Consider the following 16,167-nt stretch of genomic DNA (forward strand, 5'->3'; position numbering starts at 1 on the left):
ACGGATTTGATGGCAAATGCATTCTGCCATCAAATCCGTTCTTTAATTGCCGGAAAACCAGCGACCACGTTTGCTTTTGTTTAGTATTGATAATTCGTGATATTTGACGTTTTAGCGCTAATCCCCTCAAAGAGACCGGTATCATTCATCTTCGAAACAATTACTTGCATCGTGCAAGTAATTGTTTGTCCAGAAATGAACAGTTATTTTACAAAGTCTTTACTGAATTCGAGAACTTGACCTTCAAGGAGACTGTCAGACCGGTTTTTCCCAGAAAATACAAAATATTTTTGTAAAAAATGGAATAACGGCTGTTATTCATACTTTATTCATAAAATCCCGTTAATATAGATAACGGTTGAGATAGTTCTTAACCACCCCAATAATTCAACTTTTTTCATTTCCTTCCCCCCAAGTGAACATGAAAAAAAAGGCTGACGGTCCCCCAACCGCCAGCCACCCTTACTCCTTTTACCGCTGGTCCCCCAACCAGCGGTTTTTTTAATGCAGAGGGCGGAGGCCGACGTTCAGAAGCGGCGTCAGAAGGCAAGGCAGGCAGAAAACCCGTCCTTAGGTTTTTTGCCTGCCTTGCCTTCTGACATAGCTTCTGTAGGCCGGAGCCCGTTTATGCAGGCAGCCGATCCCCGCACTTAGGTTTTATGCTTGCCCTGCCTTGTGTTCTAGCTTCTGGTCCGCGGAGCCCGTTTACGGAACAGGCAGAAAACCCGTCCTTAGTTTTTTTGCCTGTCTTGCCTTCTGACATAGCTTCTGTCGGCCGGAGCCCGTTTATGCGGGCAGCCGATCCCCGCACTTTTATGCTTGCCCTGCCTTGTGTTCTAGCTTCTGGGGCGCGGAGCCCGTTTCACGAAAAGCACACCCCATCATCAACCAAACCACAATCCTATTTTCCCCAATGTTGCATTTCTGTAAGTCGAAAAAACAGTCATGAAAGTTTCAACCCGCCCACATTTCTGCTATGCTTTCCTTAATGGAGTGAACGACTCTAAGGAAGGCAGGTATTATTATGGCAGATACGACAGACAACACCGTCGTGGTCGATAAACTGTCCAAGAAGATGCATTATGTCCAGATTCTGAAGGATGTTTCCTTCACTGTTCAAAAGGGCCGAATTCTTGGATTGTTGGGACCAAACGGTGCAGGCAAGACGACAACACTGCGGATCATGGTTCATTTGATGCGTCCCAGCGCTGGCAGCGTCAGTATTATGGGCGAGGATGTGCAAAAAAACTTTACACAGGCCATTCGTCACGTTGGGGCCATGATTGAAGCACCTGAATTTTATAATTATCTATCGGGATTTAAAAATTTACGCTTGTTGGCAGATATGAGCCGCAAGCGGATTTCTGATGATGATATTAATGCAGTCATTAAAACAGTGGGGCTGGCTAACCACGGCAATGCCAAAGTGAAGACATACTCTTTAGGGATGCGCCAACGCTTGGGCGTGGCCCAGGCCATTTTGCATAAACCGGAAGTGTTACTCTTGGATGAACCGTTTAATGGTCTTGATCCAGCCGGTTCCCATGATTTTCGGATTCTGATGGGCCAATTACGTGATCAAGGCACTAGCATTGTGATTTCCAGTCATATTTTGAGTGATATTCAAGCGCTCGCGGATGACTTAGTGGTGTTACAACACGGGGAGGTCACATACACCGGGACCATGGATGAACTGGTTTCCCATGGGACAAATCACATTCGTCTAGTGACTGCCAAGCCGGATGACACCGTGGTGATCTTGCAACAAATGGCTGCGCACTATACGCGGAAAGATGATGCCTTTGACATCACAGTGGATACCAATATTGATCCCCATGATTACCAGAAGAAGCTGGCAGAAACCCTGTTCAATGCCGGCATTCCGGTCACGACCATGCAACTGCAACAGGCCAGTCTGGAAGAAAGCTTCCTGGCGTTGACCAAACAAGAGGAAGGGGACAAGTAACCATGTTTAATCTTTATCGAAACGAAATGCGTAAACTGTGGGCTAAAAAGTCCTCTTGGATCTTGCTATTGATTAGTTTAACTTTGGCGGCATTAACCGCTTGGGGCATGAAGGCGTTGAATACTGCGATTACCAGCGGCGCTAATTCAGCTTCAACAGCTGGGGTGAGCGGCGGCAGCAAGGCGGCCGATGCCTTTTTGGCTATTTTCTCAATGGGCAATAGTTTAGTCTCCATTTTTGCCATTGTCATCACGGCCATCATCATTACGGAAGAATTTTCTAAAAACACCATTAAAATTCTTTTGACGCGACCATACAGTCGGCACGCCATCCTGTTTTCTAAGTTCTTAGCCTCGCTAAGCTATCTGTTGATTTCCAGCCTGACCGTGTATGTGTTCTCGATTTTACTCACCGGTGCCTTCTTCGGCTTTGGTGGATTGACGCGGACGGTCACTCAGGGAATGAATGCCTATGTGTACGGTATTGCCGCAGTGGGTACGGCTTTCCTGGCCAATGCAATTTACTTGGCACTGGTCTTCATTCTTGCCGCGGGTATGCGTTCGCAGGGACTGGCGATCACTTTCAGTATCTTGATGACTTTTGTCGTGGGTATTTTCTCTGAATTACTCACGATGTTAATGATGACTAAACACTGGTACTGGTTAAAATGGAATCCATTCAACCTCTTAAACTTCAATCCACTAGTCAAAGCGTCTTCGAGTCCGGCGGCGCTGAGTCCAGTGGGTGGGATCATTGGTTTACTGGTCTATACCGCAATTTTCTACCTAATTGCCGATTACATCTTTAACCGGCGAGACGTTTCCTTGTCTTAATCGATGGACAGCAAAAAGCAGCTTCCAAATGGAGGCTGCTTTTTTGATGCTGGTTCGTTTTAAACGGAATGATCCGTGGATTCATCGGTCAACCGGCCCAGTTCGACCTGGGTGGTCACGTGACAGATATCATATTGAGACGTTAATAGACGATCACAGCGTTCTAGAAACGCGTTGTTGCCATCCATGGTATCTCGGACCAAATGAACGGTGCACGCATTCTCCGTCGTGCTCAGCGGCCAAATGTGCAGGTCATGAATTTCAATCACACTGGGCATTTTCAATAAGGATTGTTTAACGTGGTCTAAGTCGATGTTTTTCGGCACAACGTCTAGAGAAAGCCGGGTCGCGTCCATGAACAAATGCCAGGTGCTGATTAAAATGATCACCGCAATAATCAAACTGATGACCGGATCAAGCCAGTACCAATCGGTGAACAGCATAACGATCCCAGCAATGACCACACCCACAGAAACGGCGGTATCGGCGGCCATGTGCAAGAAAGCCCCACGAATATTCAGATCGTTCTTTTGCCCCGATAAGAATAGAAAGGCAGTCAATCCGTTGATGACCACGCCGACAGCGGCGACAATGATCACTGACCAACCTGAGACCGGCGCCGGGTGCTGAACTCTCTGGACGGCTTCAATGATGATCCCGCCAATGGCCACGAGTAGAATCATGGCGTTGAGCAAAGCAGCTAAGATGGACGACCGTTTGTAGCCATACGTAAATTTTTTAGTAGCGGCCCGTTGACTGAGAATCATGGCCACCCAAGAAATTACAAGTCCTAAGACATCCGATAAATTATGTCCGGCATCCGCTACCAGGGCTAATGACCCCATGGTGAGTCCGACACCGCCCTCAATGATAATAAATGCCGCATTTAAGCCAATGCCCCATTTGAAGGCCGCCGTATGATCCTTCGGCGGTTCAGCGTGAACATGTGCCATAAAAATGCACCTCCCAATTTTTCGACAACATATGAATACATGAACATATCTTCATATGTATTGTAACACCGCGAGCAAAAGAAAACACCAGCGAGTTGAAAAAACAGGCTGGTGTGGGTAATTAGTTTGTTTTGAGCGGGGTGATTATGGGGTGATCTCCATTGGGGGCCGCATTGTACACCTGGACTGGACCATCCGCTTGCGCCACAGCAAAGGGGAAAGGAACATTTGTGGCAATACCAAAGTCGCCATCGGCCCGCAATGCCACATAAGAAAATTCCCGCGGCTTTTCTCCCCGATCTTGAAGCTTGGCAATAAACGGATAAACCGCCTGGCGCAATGCCTCAGTGGCGCTGAGGCCGGTACCCATGAGGCGGACGGTTTCATAACTCAAACTGGCTTTCATGATATCTTCGCCCATACCTGTTGCGGCGGCACCGCCAATCTGACTATCGACGTAATAGCCGGCACCGGGGAGAGGGGAGTCACCAACACGGCCGGTTCGTTTCATGAATAAACCCGAAGTTGAGGTGCCCACTGCCATGCGCTGCTGACTGTCCAGGGCCAGCATACAAACAGTATCGTGACCATCATAGGGATTGAGTTCACTGTTTGCCAATTGTTTCTGCTTTTCTGTCCATTTTTGCGCTGCCTTGGGGGTCAACATGTTTTTTAAAACAAAACCGTGGGTGCTGGCATATTCAGTGGCTCCGGTGCCCACCAGCAAATTATTGGCCGGTTCTTGAGCCAGTGCTTGGGCGACGGCAATTGGGTTAGCGATATCCCGGGCGCCGGCAACCGCCCCAATACGGAAATTATCGCCGTTCATAAAGGCCGCATCGGTTTCGACGATTCCGGCGGCATTGGGCAATCCACCAAAGCCCACAGATTGAAAGTTGGGATTATCTTCTACAGCTTTAATGGCCGTGACCACCGCATCGCCGGCCCAAGCATCGTTTTGCAGCTGGGGCATGGCGGCGGCAAGTCCGGTGGCGGCCATCTCCCACGTACCGATCATGGTTATTGACATCACAATCATCCTCCAGTATTGAGTTGAATACCGTTACATTATCCCACACCAGAACGACCGGGGGCCATTTTGCGGGCAAAAAAAGAGAACTCGCACATGCTGTACGAGTCCAACCTTCTCCCCAAACGAACAATTACATTGTAGCGCTTACACGACTGAAATACCAGCCTTTTTTAGAATAATAAGCCACAAATTATAGTTTGATCCGGGTAAAGTATTCTTCCCCGTTTTCACCTGCAATCACGGCCCCGTTTTTCAATTGGACGGCCAGGGAAGCAGGATTGTTTCGGTGGACGGATAAATATATTTCGTCCTCGTGAATAATTTGCCGGGCCTCTTGGATCGCCAGCGCGAGACCCTGATTGGCATAACCCCGGCCGCGAAAGGCTGGCAGAATCGCATAACCAATATGGCCAGCCCCGTGACGCAAGGCGGGAGTGAGGTAATGGCGTACCTTAAAAAGTCCGACAATGTGGTCGTCGGACCACAAGAAAAAGTCAGTTTCCGGCACGTAGCCATTTGGCAGATTAATACCTGTTGGATTGTTAAGTAATTGAGCCAGTCCGGTGGTCATAAATATTTCCCGGGACATACCCGCATAGACATTCGTAAAGCCATGTTCACTGGGCAAATGAGTTAAGGCATCAAACTCTGCCTCGGCATCCGCTTGATTGGCCGCTTTGAGATACAACACAGTCCGCACATCCTATCTAAAATAAAAAGCACCGCCACAATTGGTGAAAACCAACTGCCACGGTGCTCGATCAACGTATTGATTATTTGGATTCAGTGAATACCACGCGCTTACGCAGTTTAGGTGAATACTTCGTCAGCTTCAGCCGATCCGGAGTGTTCCGCTTGTTCTTTGAAGTCAAATAAATCTTTTCGCCAGTTTCTTTGTTTTCAAGCATAATCCAGTTACGCATATTCGTTCACCCCTCGCGTATAGTTTTACTTGTTAATGATACAAGAATGGTCAGAAAAGTCAATCATCGATTGTAATCTTATTGCGGCCCTGCCCCTTGGACTGGTACAACATTCGGTCGGTGCGTTCATAGAAATCACTGGCGGATTCGTCCGTTTCCCGCAGTTGCGCCACGCCCACGGAAATCGTGACGTTGACGGTGATGTCGTCCACCTGGACATCCGTATAAGCAATATGCTGTTGAATGGTTTTGGCCAGCTTGGCGGCATCCTCCAAGTAAACCCCTGGCAATAAAATATTGAACTCTTCACCGCCCACCCGATAACTGCGAGCGGTGGGGTAGGTGATGGTCTCTTGACTAAGGATTTGCCCCAGCGTCGTGAGGACTTTGTTACCAGCGAGATGACCGTGGGCATCGTTTAATGCTTTAAACCAATCAATGTCTAAGGCAATCATCGTCAGGGGACGTTCCTGCTGCTGATATTCTTTATACAGCCGCTGGTAATCTTGTTCAAAAACACCAAAATTGCGCAGTCCGGTTAAGTGGTCATAAGTGGCCGCGTAAGTCATGGTGCTGAGCCGCGTCGTTTCGCTATCCAGTACGCGCAAGGCATAACCGAGCAGCCAGTTGAAGATGACAAAGCTCAAGAACTCAGTGAGTGCTTCGAGGGCTGTTAAATGGCCGAACCGATGTAATGGAAGAAAATAAGCGATCAACCAAAATGCCCCGCCAATGATATCTAACCACAAAAACACCCACATTTGGCCTGCCCGTGTGCGTTCCGCATTGGTTAAGACAAACGCCGTTGCCGCGTAGAGGAGCGTAGAAACAATCCATTCTTCCCAGGTCCCAGGGGTCCAGCCAAAGAAGACAAATCGCGACAGTGCGTTAACTGCTACCACAATCAAACCACCCCGACGACCGAGGTAAATGATAGTGTACACCATGACTAAGATGCGAAAGTTGGCCAGCAATTCAATGGAATTGGTTCGATGGCCGAGATATTGAAAATAGATTGCCAGTGCCGAGAAATAGAGGACGCACACGAAGTTCAATAAACCCACAGTATAGTCAATCCGCTGATGCCGATTGATGGTATAAGAAATCACCGACTGTAATAGCAGTCGGTTGAGCATCACAATTCCTAGCATCACGAAGATACCAGTTAATAACGGTTGGAAAGCCCAAACTGTGGGTAACACTGACATCATTCCTGTTTCTTGGCTGCGACGGCCTGTTCTTGAGCAATGGCCTGTTGCGCAACCAGGTTGAGATAATTAAACGGTTGGTCGAAGTGGGGTTGGAAAAGCATATCCACATAGGCCAAATCGTCGATGGTGTTGCGGTTTTGAATCGCGATGGAGACCGCATTGGCGCTTTGGGTCAGCTCATGGGTACTCCAGAATTGGGCACCAAGAATGCGTCGGGTGGGCCGTTCATAAACCAAGTCGATCGTTACTGGGGCATTGGGATGCATAAAGTCCGGCCGATAGCTGCCTTCATAAGTCACAGAAGCTGCGTCTAAACCATCTTCCAATGCGGTGCGCAAAGTGGCCCCAGTAGATGCCAGAGTGTGGTCAAAGAGCAGCATGGCGGTGGATCCTTGGGTGCCCATAAACTTTTGCACTGGCCCAAACAAGTTCCGAGCGGCCAGCATCCCTTGTCGTACCGCATTGGTGGCCAAGGGAATATAGGCATTTCGACCAGTGGGATTAAACCGGACGGTGCAGGCATCCCCTGCTGCAAAAATATCTGGGTCAGATGTTTGCTGGTAATCATTGGTGATAATGGCGCCATGTTTGTCCATATCGACCTGTCCGCGCAACAATTCCGTATTGGCCATAAAACCCGTGCACACAATGACCAAATCAGCTTGATAATCCTGATCATTGGTTTCAATAATCACGCCGCCGGTCTCCTTGTTTCCCCGAAATGATTTCACCCGCTTGTTCAGGTGAATGTCGACGCCATGGCTAGCCAGTAATGCGGTAGCTATGTCCGAGATGTTTTGGTCAATATAGTGATTGAGAATTTGATTGTTCCCTTGGATCAGTGTGACATCGTGATCCGTCCGGGCATAGGCATCGGTCAGTTCCACACCGACATAGCCGCCACCCACTATAGTCACATGCTTGTGTTTCTTGGCCGTATCATGAATTGCCTGTGCCTGCCAATAATCTTTGCACAAAAGGACCCGCTCATGGTCGATCCCAATGAGCGGCGGGACGATTACATAGGAACCGGTGGTCATAATTAGTTTATCATAGCGGTCTTGGAAAACGGCATGGGTCTCCAGGTTTTCCACAGTTAAAGTCTTGGTGGCGGCATCAATTTTTAAGACATCGTGCTTGATGCGCACAGTAGCCCCCAGGTCGCTCAGATCTGCCGGAGTGGCGTAAAACATGTCTTCTAATCGCTGCACGGTGCCGCTTAAGTAAAGTGGAATACCGCAGGAAAGGAAGGATACGTTATTGTCCCGCTCGTACACAGTGACCTGGGCGTCAGGATGTTCCTGATGAATCTGGCGTACCGCAGCAACCCCCGCATGCGTACACCCCACGATAACGACTTTCACAATTTATCCCCATTTCTATTCTATGTAATGCCTGTAATTAATCTGGATCGTCTGGCTTAACTTTTAACAAAGTCGGCTTGCCGTAAAAGTAACCTTGTCTGAAGGTCACATCCAGTTGATCAAGAACCGCATCATCATGTGCGTCTTCGATCCCTTCAACGATAAACCGTAACTTGTGGGCAGCAGCAATATCCCGCCAAAAAATCAACTTCTTTTGTAATTGTGGATCATCAATACCGACAGAGAAGTTTTGCAGCGCAAATTTCATCTCGCTGGCATAAGGGAGTAATGGTTTCACATCGGCGACTTGATTTTGCCCAGTCCCGACATCGTCCAGGCTGATTTCCATACCGCGGGCATCGTACTGACTGATCATCGGCAGCATTTGGGCAATGGAGATGTCTATATCTGTTTCTTCTTCTGTCAATTCGACATTTAACCGCACCGGGCGCAAGAGACTTTGGGCTTTGATCAAGGCCGTATTGATTTCCTCGTTCAGCATCTGCGTGCGATTCAAATTGACAGAGACAGAGCCCACTTTTAAGCGGACCTTCTCGGTGGTGGCCACCAGGACCGACGCGATGGTGGCGGCGGGAATGGCCGCAAAACTTTGCGGCGGCCGCCAACCCTCATCAGTATACTGCTTCATTAATAATTCATATCCAATGACGGCATTATTCACGCTGTCTAATTGGAGTTGAATAAAGTAACGATAAATCCCATATGGTTTCGGCATGCAAGTAACTCCCCTAAAATAACATTCGTCATTTTTAATATTAATGGAAAGTAGCCGATTACACAACTGAGAGGACTGTCAAAAGTGGGAATTATCGTAGACTAAAATATCCCCGGGTTGGCAGTCTAAAGCTGCGCAAAGCTTGGCCAAGGTGGAGAATCGGATCGCCTTGGCTTTTCCGGTTTTAAGGATAGATAAATTGGCCATGGTCATGTCCACGGCGGCGGCCAACTCAGTCAAGGTCATATGGCGTTTGAGCAGCATCATGTCTAAGGTCACTTGAATTTCCATTGCTTGCGCCCTCCTATATTGTCAAGTCGTTTTCTTCCTTGTACTGCAACGCGGTTTGCCACAGCCGCTGCAAAATTGCCAAGAAAATGGTGACAACCAGAGGAACAGCCGTGAAGCAAAGACCAATGAGCATCATCCCCGGCGCATCTTCACTCTGGGTGGCCACATAAATTTGCGGCAAAGTCCCACATATAGCCAATGTCATTGCTGCGGTCGACCACTTTAGCCAGCGCAGCAATTGGACCACGCGGGTGGTGAAGGCCTGATTGTGATCAGCGGCAAAGAGTAATCGTGAAGCCAGCCAAGCTGCAACATAAAAGCTCACCGCAGCCCCATAGATTCCGGCGCCAAAAAACCATGCCGTTATCTGATTTCCATAAACTTGATACAACCGGGCGGGGAACCGAGGGAATAAGAAGACGGCAAAAAGAGTCACTACCAAACAAGCAGCCACCAACATTAATTGCAACAACCAAGAACGTATTTTCATGGTTAACCCAACTTTCTTTCGTGTTTTTCATCATTTAGTATCTCACAGACTGTTATTGATAAACGATAAAAATTTATTAATTAGCGATAAATACAAGGCGGCAGCATTGATTGTTCGGGTTTGCGTGACCAAGCATCCAATAAAAACACGAACAATAAAAACGAAAAATATATTTTCGTTCCAAAATTGGCTTGTTCTATCTGAAATCAATCGGTATAATAGGCATATCAATTCGAAAAGAGGAATATATCTTGGACAACTTCTTCGAACTTCAGGAGAATCATACCAACACCAGTCGTGAAATTTTGGCTGGAGTCACCACATTTTTCGCGATGTCCTATATTTTGTTCGTCAATCCATCCGTATTATCGCAAACTGGCATGCCCAGTCAGGCCGTTTTTCTGGCCACCATTGTCGCCTCCGTCATCGGGACTGCCTTCATGGGCTTGTTTGCCAACGTGCCTTATGCACTGGCACCTGGGATGGGGCTCAATGCCTTCTTTACGTATACTGTTGTTTTCGCCCTTGGTTTCAAGTGGCAAGAGGCGTTAGCCCTGGTTTTCATCTGTGGCTTGATTAACATCACCATTACCGTGACCAAAGTCCGGAAGATGATTATCACGGCCATTCCCGAAGCTCTGCAACATGCCATGGGTGCGGGGATCGGTGTCTTTGTGGCCTACATTGGTTTAAAGAACGCTAATATCCTGCAATTCACGAGCGATGCCAGCAGCATTGCCACAATCAATGAAAAACCGTATTCAGCAGCAGCTACCCACTTCAAAGGCGGCGTCACCTCAGTCGTCTCCAATGGCGGGATCGTTCCAGCACTGGTTAACTTCACACAATCTGGTGCGTTATTAGCATTAATCGGTCTATTCATCGCGATCATTCTAGTCGTGAAAAAAGTCCCAGGCGCCATCATCCTTACCATTATCTTGACCACTATTATTGGCATTCCCATGGGGGTGACCAACCTGCACCTGGCCAGTGCGAATTCATTGGGTAATGCCTTCCACCAATTAGGGACCACTTTCGGCGCTGCCTTTGGCAATCCTGGGATGGGCTCGTTATTTAGTTCCACTGGCCGCTTACCGTTGGTGCTGATGACCATCTTTGCGTTCAGTTTCTCGGATACCTTCGACACGTTAGGAACCTTCATCGGTACCGGTCGCCGGACCGGCATCTTTTCAGACAAAGATATGTCGGATATGGAAAACGGCAAGGGCTTTTCATCCAAAATGGATAAGGCTTTGTTCGCTGATTCCATCGCCACTTCTATTGGGGCAATCTTTGGTACCTCTAATACCACAACATACGTCGAATCCAGTGCCGGTATCGGAGCTGGTGGCCGGACGGGGCTGACCAGCGTCACGGTCGCCGTTCTTTTCCTAATCAGTGCACTCTTTGCACCGATTATTTCCATCGTGCCGACCCAAGCGATCGCACCGGCCTTGATTTTGGTCGGGATTGAAATGCTTGGATCTTTCAAGAATATCGATTGGACTGATATCACTGCAGCCATCCCAGCCTTCATGGCCTCTATCTTCATGGGTCTGTGCTACAACATCTCCTACGGCATCGCTGCTGCCTTCATCACTTACTGCCTGATCAAACTGATCACCGGCAAAGCCAAAGATGTCCACCCGATCCTCTGGGTCGTCACGATCCTCTTTGTGGCTAACTTCGTGGTATTGGCGATTATCTAGCACCCTAAACAACGCATCAGTAGTCCTGTGGAAATTTTCCCACAGGGCTTTTTGCTATTCTGAAGCCGATTTCAACCGTAACTTTGGCACGGTGGCAGCGCCAATTTCTATCTTGCAAAACTGTTAGCGCACAAGGATACCTATTTCAGTACGATAGATAACGAAAGGGGATCGTCCATATGCGTCATATCGGCCGCTGGCTCAGCGTATTCGCCATCATCTTGCTCTGTACCCTCACACTCATCCGCTTGCACAGCGCAGGCGCAAAAGACAATCCTAACCAGGCGCGCTTCACCCAAGTTCGCCGGCAAGCCCATCAGCTCCACCACCAGACTATGCACCGCCAAGCAGTCGTGGACAAACTCGGTGAACCTAACAGTCAAGTCATCGACACCGTTCACCATCGGCAGGTGATGCATTGGCGCTATCCTCATATTGGGCGGGTAACCGTGACGATTGATCAAGCCCATAAAATTTCGGTTTCCTCCGAAAAATACTGAAGATGACATTAAAAAAACGAGGCCAGCAAATTGCTGAACCTCGTTTTTTGCTTACAACTTATTAGCTTCAATAATCTCTTGGAACCATTGGTGCAGCAGTTCCTTTGGGATATCCTGATGAAAGGCAATATTGACGCGCTTGTCGCCGACCTCGTAACCGCCATTGACAAAAGCAGCCGCGAGTTTCTTGGGCAGGACCTGATTAGATGAAACGGATACGTGTTTTTGATACTCCGCAATGCTGATCCGCTGGCCGTTCCATTTATAGAATGGTTGGCCGTATTTAATTACGCGTTCCGCCCCTGGCCATTCCTTGGTGATGAAACGATCCAAAGCGGTCAATAATCCGCGTGCATCCACACTGGCTTGATTGAGATAATCTGGCACGTCCTTAACGTCTGGTTTCTCTGGCATAGTATGCCCCCTTAAATCACTATACCTTCAGTATAACGCTAAAGCGGGATTGGTGCGGGGCAATCTCTGGGAAACTTAGGCGTGGAGGACCTGTTCCGTAGCCGCAAAAATCCGTTTGGCCACGTCCGCATTGTCCATCGTGTAAAGATGAATGCCGTCCACACCATGTACCAATAAATCAATGATTTGATCCACTGCATACGCAATACCGGCCTCACGCATGGCGGCGGGATTATCTTGGAAGCGGGCCATCATCGTGGTGAATTTCTCCGGTAGCGCGACGCCGCTCATGGTTGCCATCCGTTCGATCTGGTGCTGATTGATGACGGGCATGATGCCGGCTTCGATCGGCACTTGAATACCAGTGGCACGGGCCTGATCAACAAAGTCGTAGAAGACCTGATTATCGAAAAACAGTTGACTGATCAACTGGCTGGTGCCGGCATCGACCTTATCTTTCAAATAGTGAATATCAGTCGGCAGATCGGGTGATTCCGGATGGCCTTCAGGATAACATGCGCCCAAAACATTGAAGTCCCCGCATTCATGGATGTAACGGACTAAATCACACGCATGAGGAAAATCGTTACTGACCCGGCCGCTGGCGGGAATGTCACCGCGCAAAGCCAATATATTTTCTATGCCATGATTTTTTAGGTCGGCCAGCAGTTGGTGAATTTGGGGCGCCGCTAATTGAGCGGCGGGTAGGTGCGCTACCGTTTCGATGCCATAAGTTTTCCGGATATAACTCGCTGTCGCTAAACCCGTTTGCTGGATCGTGCCGTTTGCACCGAAGGTCACCGATACAAAATCGGGGTGCAGGCCGCTGAGCACATCCAGGGTTTCACCCATTCGCTTGAGAGATGCCGCGGTGGCATTTTTCCGAGGTGGGAAAACTTCGAAAGAAATTACCGGCCGCGTTTTTTCCTTAAAGAGTTGGTTGATTTTCATGGGCTAATTCCTCGCGCACTTGTTTAGCGGCGGCAACCATATTGATCAATGCTTGCTTGGTTTCCGGTTCTTCCCGGGTCTTCAATCCACAGTCTGGGTTGATCCAGATATTTTCTGCAGGGAGTTTTTCTAAAATATGGTGGATAATGTCCACAATCTCACTTTCTGAAGGAATTCGGGGGGAGTGGATGTCGTAAACCCCAGGACCCACATGCGTTTGGAAGTTCACCTTTTTTAACACGTCCAATAGGGTAAAGTCCGCTCGAGAAGCTTCAAAAGAAATCACGTCGGCATCCAAGTCATCAATGGCCTGAATAATATCGCCGAATTCGGAATAGCACATATGCGTGTGAATTTGCGTGGTGGGCTGCACTTTGCTGGCGACTAAGCGGAAAGCAGGAACGGCCCAATCCAAGTATTTGCGATACCAGTCGCTTTGCCGCAACGGCAAGTTTTCCCGCAACGCTGGTTCGTCAATCTGAATAATCTTGATACCGTGCTTTTCCAGATCCAATACTTCCCCTTGCAGGGCCAGGGCAATTTGTTCTGTCGAGAGTTTGTTGGGGACATCTTCTCGGGGGAAGGACCAATTCAGAATTGTCACAGGCCCAGTGAGCATGCCTTTCACCCATTTATCGGTTTGGCTCTGGGCAAAGACGGTGGTATCGACGGTGATGGGGTGGGTCCGAGCAACATCACCCCAAATGATCGGCGGCTTAACGCCCCGGGTGCCATAGGATTGCACCCAGCCGTTATCGGTGAAACGGAACCCGGCCAATTGTTCACCGAAGTATTCCACCATGTCGTTGCGTTCAAATTCACCATGCACCAGGACGTCCAACCCAATTTCTTCTTGGAATTTGAGCCAGCGCTTAGTTTCTTCTTCGTTGAAGGCAGTGTAGTCCGCTTCATCGATTTCGCCACGGCGGAATTTGGCCCGATTGCGGCGGACCGCGGCGGTCTGTGGGAAGGAGCCGATCGTTGTGGTGGGCAGAACGGGCAGATTCAGTTCCTTTGCTTGAATGGCTAAGCGAGTGGCCCGTTCTGGTGTCCGTTGGTAATCAGCTGGAGTCAGTGCAGCAATCTTGGCATTCAGTGTTTTGTTCTCGGCATAACGAGGCACTGCGAACAAGGCGGTGTTCTCCTTATAAGCAAGAGTGTCAGTGCCGTTTGCTTGGATATGGTCGATTTCCACTAATTCAGTCAATTTTTCCTCGGCAAATGCCAAATATTTTTTCTCATCTTCGGAAATATGGTGTTCATGTCGGACAGTGTAAGGAACATGGAGTAGTGAGGATGAAGTGGACAAAACAACGTGGTCCGTCAGCCGATTTAAGTTGGCCAAGAAAGCCAGGGACTGTTGATAGTTAGTACGCCAGATATTTTTCCCATTGACAATCCCTGCAAACAGGGTCAGCGATTCTGGCACGCCGTTTTGTTCTATGATGGCAGCATTTTCCGGTCCCTCAACAAAGTCCAAACCAAGACCATCAAATGGGAGTGTCTTGATCAGCTTGTAGGAGTCGCGGACATCACCAAAGTAGGTTTGTAACAGAATCCGGCTAGTGCCCTTGGCGGTTAAAATCGTGTCGTACAGTTGGGTGAACCGGTCCAAATCATGGGCATCCTGGTCGTAAACCAACGCTGGTTCGTCTAATTGAATCCAATCGGCGCCCAATCCATGTAACCGGGTGACGATTTCGGCATAGGCGGCTGCTAAGGATGGTAAAAAGTCGTCCGGGGTACGGCCGTCCAGGAAACGGCTTAACCGTAATAAGGTGTAAGGACCGATCAGAGAAGGGCGGGCATTAATGCCCAACGATTTGGCCTCTTGAAATTCCTCGAACAATTTGGTGCCTTGGGCCCGAATCTCGGTATCGTTGTCGAATTCTGGGACAATGTAGTGATAGTTGGTGTTGAACCATTTCTTCATGCTCAACGCCTTTTCATCACCAGCAACGCCTTGATATCCTCTGGCGAGTGCGAAGTATTCATCCAACGGGGCCAATGCTAATTTTTTGAAACGAGCAGGAATCAAATTAAGCAATACGGCCGTGTCCAAGGTCGTATCGAAGAAAGAGAAGTCACCAGTGGGGACTTGATCGATCCCTGCGGCTTGGATGGTTTGCCAGTGGTGTTGGCGCAGTTCCTGACCAGCGGTATTGAGTTCATCCGCGGTGATTTGGTGTTTCCAATACTTCTGGGTCGCAAATTTCAATTCACGTTTTTCGCCAATACGGGGATAACCGATAATTGTTGTCGTCATATGAATTCCTCCAAATTGTTGGGCAATGAAAAAAGCCGTCCTTGACCATTACAAAATTTTGTAACGGCCAAGGACGGCTTACCGTGGTACCACCTTGGTTTCGCAGTGTTCTCGCAAACACTGCCTCACTCGGTCCGGCCTAAATATGGGCGAGACCTAAACGCTATAATGGGCGTCCCCATGATCGATTTGCAAAAGCTCACCGATCCGCGTCACCAAGACCATGTTCACTGACTTTCCGTTATGACCTCGCACCATGTGGTCACTCTCTGGAGAACGGTCCGTGCAGCTACTCATCTTCATCGCTTTTAAATGTTGAACGTAGCATACAAATAAAAAATGTTCTTGTCAAGGAATTAGGTGAAATAAATTGGAAGCCTATCCGCCGTGCCAAAGCTGCGCAACCTGCGGGTGAATGGGGCTGGAACGTGGTGACGGCGCTTTGAGCCCGCTGAGGGGCGCGGTCTCAAAGTCGCCTAACCGCATATAAACTTGCCCAGGATCGGGGCAAGTTTATTGCGGTTTCC

The 16,167-nt window shown here is 48.7% G+C and carries 16 protein-coding genes; 4 read left to right on the forward strand and 12 right to left on the reverse strand.

Annotation, left to right across the window (positions count from 1 at the left end; genetic code table 11):
• The first annotated feature begins 1,024 nt into the window (after nucleotides 1-1,024).
• Nucleotides 1,025-1,966, forward strand: coding sequence for an ABC transporter ATP-binding protein (locus FD09_RS04915; protein WP_057818922.1), 942 nt, complete (start codon nucleotides 1,025-1,027; stop codon nucleotides 1,964-1,966).
• 2 nt (nucleotides 1,967-1,968) lie between these two features.
• Complete coding sequence (locus FD09_RS04920; RefSeq protein WP_057818924.1) at nucleotides 1,969-2,799, forward strand: ABC transporter permease; 831 nt, start codon at nucleotides 1,969-1,971, stop codon at nucleotides 2,797-2,799.
• A gap of 59 nt (nucleotides 2,800-2,858) precedes the next feature.
• On the opposite strand, the gene FD09_RS04925 is transcribed toward FD09_RS04920, so the two are convergent.
• The 9 genes from FD09_RS04925 to FD09_RS04965 all read right to left on the reverse strand — a co-directional run bounded on the left by FD09_RS04925 (nucleotide 2,859) and on the right by FD09_RS04965 (nucleotide 9,800).
• Nucleotides 2,859-3,752: a cation diffusion facilitator family transporter gene (locus FD09_RS04925; RefSeq protein ID WP_057818926.1), complete on the reverse strand. Its 894-nt coding sequence runs from the start codon at nucleotides 3,750-3,752 to the stop codon at nucleotides 2,859-2,861.
• 121 nt (nucleotides 3,753-3,873) lie between these two features.
• Complete coding sequence (locus FD09_RS04930) at nucleotides 3,874-4,782, reverse strand: glycosylasparaginase (protein WP_057818928.1); 909 nt, start codon at nucleotides 4,780-4,782, stop codon at nucleotides 3,874-3,876.
• A 193-nt stretch (nucleotides 4,783-4,975) separates the two neighbouring features.
• Entirely contained in the window at nucleotides 4,976-5,485 is a 510-nt protein-coding gene (locus tag FD09_RS04935; RefSeq protein WP_201782854.1) for a GNAT family N-acetyltransferase, read from the reverse strand.
• A gap of 73 nt (nucleotides 5,486-5,558) precedes the next feature.
• Nucleotides 5,559-5,708: a 50S ribosomal protein L33 gene (gene rpmG / locus FD09_RS04940; protein WP_022529859.1), complete on the reverse strand. Its 150-nt coding sequence runs from the start codon at nucleotides 5,706-5,708 to the stop codon at nucleotides 5,559-5,561.
• A 59-nt stretch (nucleotides 5,709-5,767) separates the two neighbouring features.
• On the reverse strand, nucleotides 5,768-6,910 hold the full coding sequence (locus FD09_RS04945) for a GGDEF domain-containing protein (protein ID WP_162261478.1): 1,143 nt from the start codon (nucleotides 6,908-6,910) through the stop codon (nucleotides 5,768-5,770).
• Between the two features lie 5 nt (nucleotides 6,911-6,915).
• Nucleotides 6,916-8,283 (reverse strand): FAD-dependent oxidoreductase, encoded by a 1,368-nt coding sequence (locus FD09_RS04950; protein WP_057818935.1) that lies wholly within the window; start codon nucleotides 8,281-8,283, stop codon nucleotides 6,916-6,918.
• A 37-nt stretch (nucleotides 8,284-8,320) separates the two neighbouring features.
• The gene (locus FD09_RS04955) at nucleotides 8,321-9,019 is read right to left on the reverse strand and encodes an EAL domain-containing protein (RefSeq protein WP_235812211.1); all 699 of its coding nucleotides are present in this window, start codon (nucleotides 9,017-9,019) and stop codon (nucleotides 8,321-8,323) included.
• Nucleotides 9,020-9,097: 78 nt separating this feature from the next.
• Nucleotides 9,098-9,310 carry a helix-turn-helix domain-containing protein gene (locus tag FD09_RS04960; protein ID WP_057818936.1) on the reverse strand — a complete coding sequence of 71 codons (213 nt, stop codon included), beginning with the start codon at nucleotides 9,308-9,310 and terminating at the stop codon, nucleotides 9,098-9,100.
• 13 nt (nucleotides 9,311-9,323) lie between these two features.
• Complete coding sequence (locus FD09_RS04965; RefSeq protein ID WP_057818939.1) at nucleotides 9,324-9,800, reverse strand: DUF2975 domain-containing protein; 477 nt, start codon at nucleotides 9,798-9,800, stop codon at nucleotides 9,324-9,326.
• Between the two features lie 251 nt (nucleotides 9,801-10,051).
• Here FD09_RS04965 and FD09_RS04970 point away from each other — a divergent pair, with 251 nt between their 5' ends.
• Nucleotides 10,052-11,509 (forward strand): NCS2 family permease, encoded by a 1,458-nt coding sequence (locus FD09_RS04970; protein ID WP_057818941.1) that lies wholly within the window; start codon nucleotides 10,052-10,054, stop codon nucleotides 11,507-11,509.
• A gap of 179 nt (nucleotides 11,510-11,688) precedes the next feature.
• Nucleotides 11,689-12,009: a hypothetical protein gene (locus FD09_RS04975; protein ID WP_057818943.1), complete on the forward strand. Its 321-nt coding sequence runs from the start codon at nucleotides 11,689-11,691 to the stop codon at nucleotides 12,007-12,009.
• 51 nt (nucleotides 12,010-12,060) lie between these two features.
• On the opposite strand, the gene FD09_RS04980 is transcribed toward FD09_RS04975, so the two are convergent.
• The 3 genes from FD09_RS04980 to metE form a co-directional block, all read right to left on the reverse strand.
• Nucleotides 12,061-12,423 (reverse strand): DUF1801 domain-containing protein, encoded by a 363-nt coding sequence (locus FD09_RS04980; RefSeq protein ID WP_057818945.1) that lies wholly within the window; start codon nucleotides 12,421-12,423, stop codon nucleotides 12,061-12,063.
• 75 nt (nucleotides 12,424-12,498) lie between these two features.
• Nucleotides 12,499-13,374 (reverse strand): methylenetetrahydrofolate reductase [NAD(P)H], encoded by an 876-nt coding sequence (gene metF / locus FD09_RS04985; RefSeq protein ID WP_057818947.1) that lies wholly within the window; start codon nucleotides 13,372-13,374, stop codon nucleotides 12,499-12,501.
• The gene (gene metE / locus FD09_RS04990; RefSeq protein ID WP_057818949.1) at nucleotides 13,352-15,640 is read right to left on the reverse strand and encodes a 5-methyltetrahydropteroyltriglutamate--homocysteine S-methyltransferase; all 2,289 of its coding nucleotides are present in this window, start codon (nucleotides 15,638-15,640) and stop codon (nucleotides 13,352-13,354) included. Before metE ends, metF begins: the two co-directional genes overlap by 23 nt.
• Nucleotides 15,641-16,167: the final 527 nt, after the last annotated feature.

It is taken from the genome of Schleiferilactobacillus perolens DSM 12744 (assembly GCF_001435585.1).
GTDB classification, from domain to species: Bacteria; Bacillota; Bacilli; order Lactobacillales; family Lactobacillaceae; genus Schleiferilactobacillus; species Schleiferilactobacillus perolens.

Coding starts and splice junctions, on each gene's coding strand:
- FD09_RS04915 (WP_057818922.1), top strand. CDS start 1,025: ATGGCAGATACGACAGACAACACCGTCGTGGTCGATAAACTGTCCAAG.
- FD09_RS04920 (WP_057818924.1), top strand. CDS start 1,969: ATGTTTAATCTTTATCGAAACGAAATGCGTAAACTGTGGGCTAAAAAG.
- FD09_RS04925 (WP_057818926.1), bottom strand. CDS start 3,752: ATGGCACATGTTCACGCTGAACCGCCGAAGGATCATACGGCGGCCTTC.
- FD09_RS04930 (WP_057818928.1), bottom strand. CDS start 4,782: ATGTCAATAACCATGATCGGTACGTGGGAGATGGCCGCCACCGGACTT.
- rpmG (WP_022529859.1), bottom strand. CDS start 5,708: ATGCGTAACTGGATTATGCTTGAAAACAAAGAAACTGGCGAAAAGATT.
- FD09_RS04955 (WP_235812211.1), bottom strand. CDS start 9,019: ATGCCGAAACCATATGGGATTTATCGTTACTTTATTCAACTCCAATTA.
- FD09_RS04960 (WP_057818936.1), bottom strand. CDS start 9,310: ATGGAAATTCAAGTGACCTTAGACATGATGCTGCTCAAACGCCATATG.
- FD09_RS04965 (WP_057818939.1), bottom strand. CDS start 9,800: ATGAAAATACGTTCTTGGTTGTTGCAATTAATGTTGGTGGCTGCTTGT.
- FD09_RS04975 (WP_057818943.1), top strand. CDS start 11,689: ATGCGTCATATCGGCCGCTGGCTCAGCGTATTCGCCATCATCTTGCTC.
- FD09_RS04980 (WP_057818945.1), bottom strand. CDS start 12,423: ATGCCAGAGAAACCAGACGTTAAGGACGTGCCAGATTATCTCAATCAA.
- metF (WP_057818947.1), bottom strand. CDS start 13,374: ATGAAAATCAACCAACTCTTTAAGGAAAAAACGCGGCCGGTAATTTCT.
- metE (WP_057818949.1), bottom strand. CDS start 15,640: ATGACGACAACAATTATCGGTTATCCCCGTATTGGCGAAAAACGTGAA.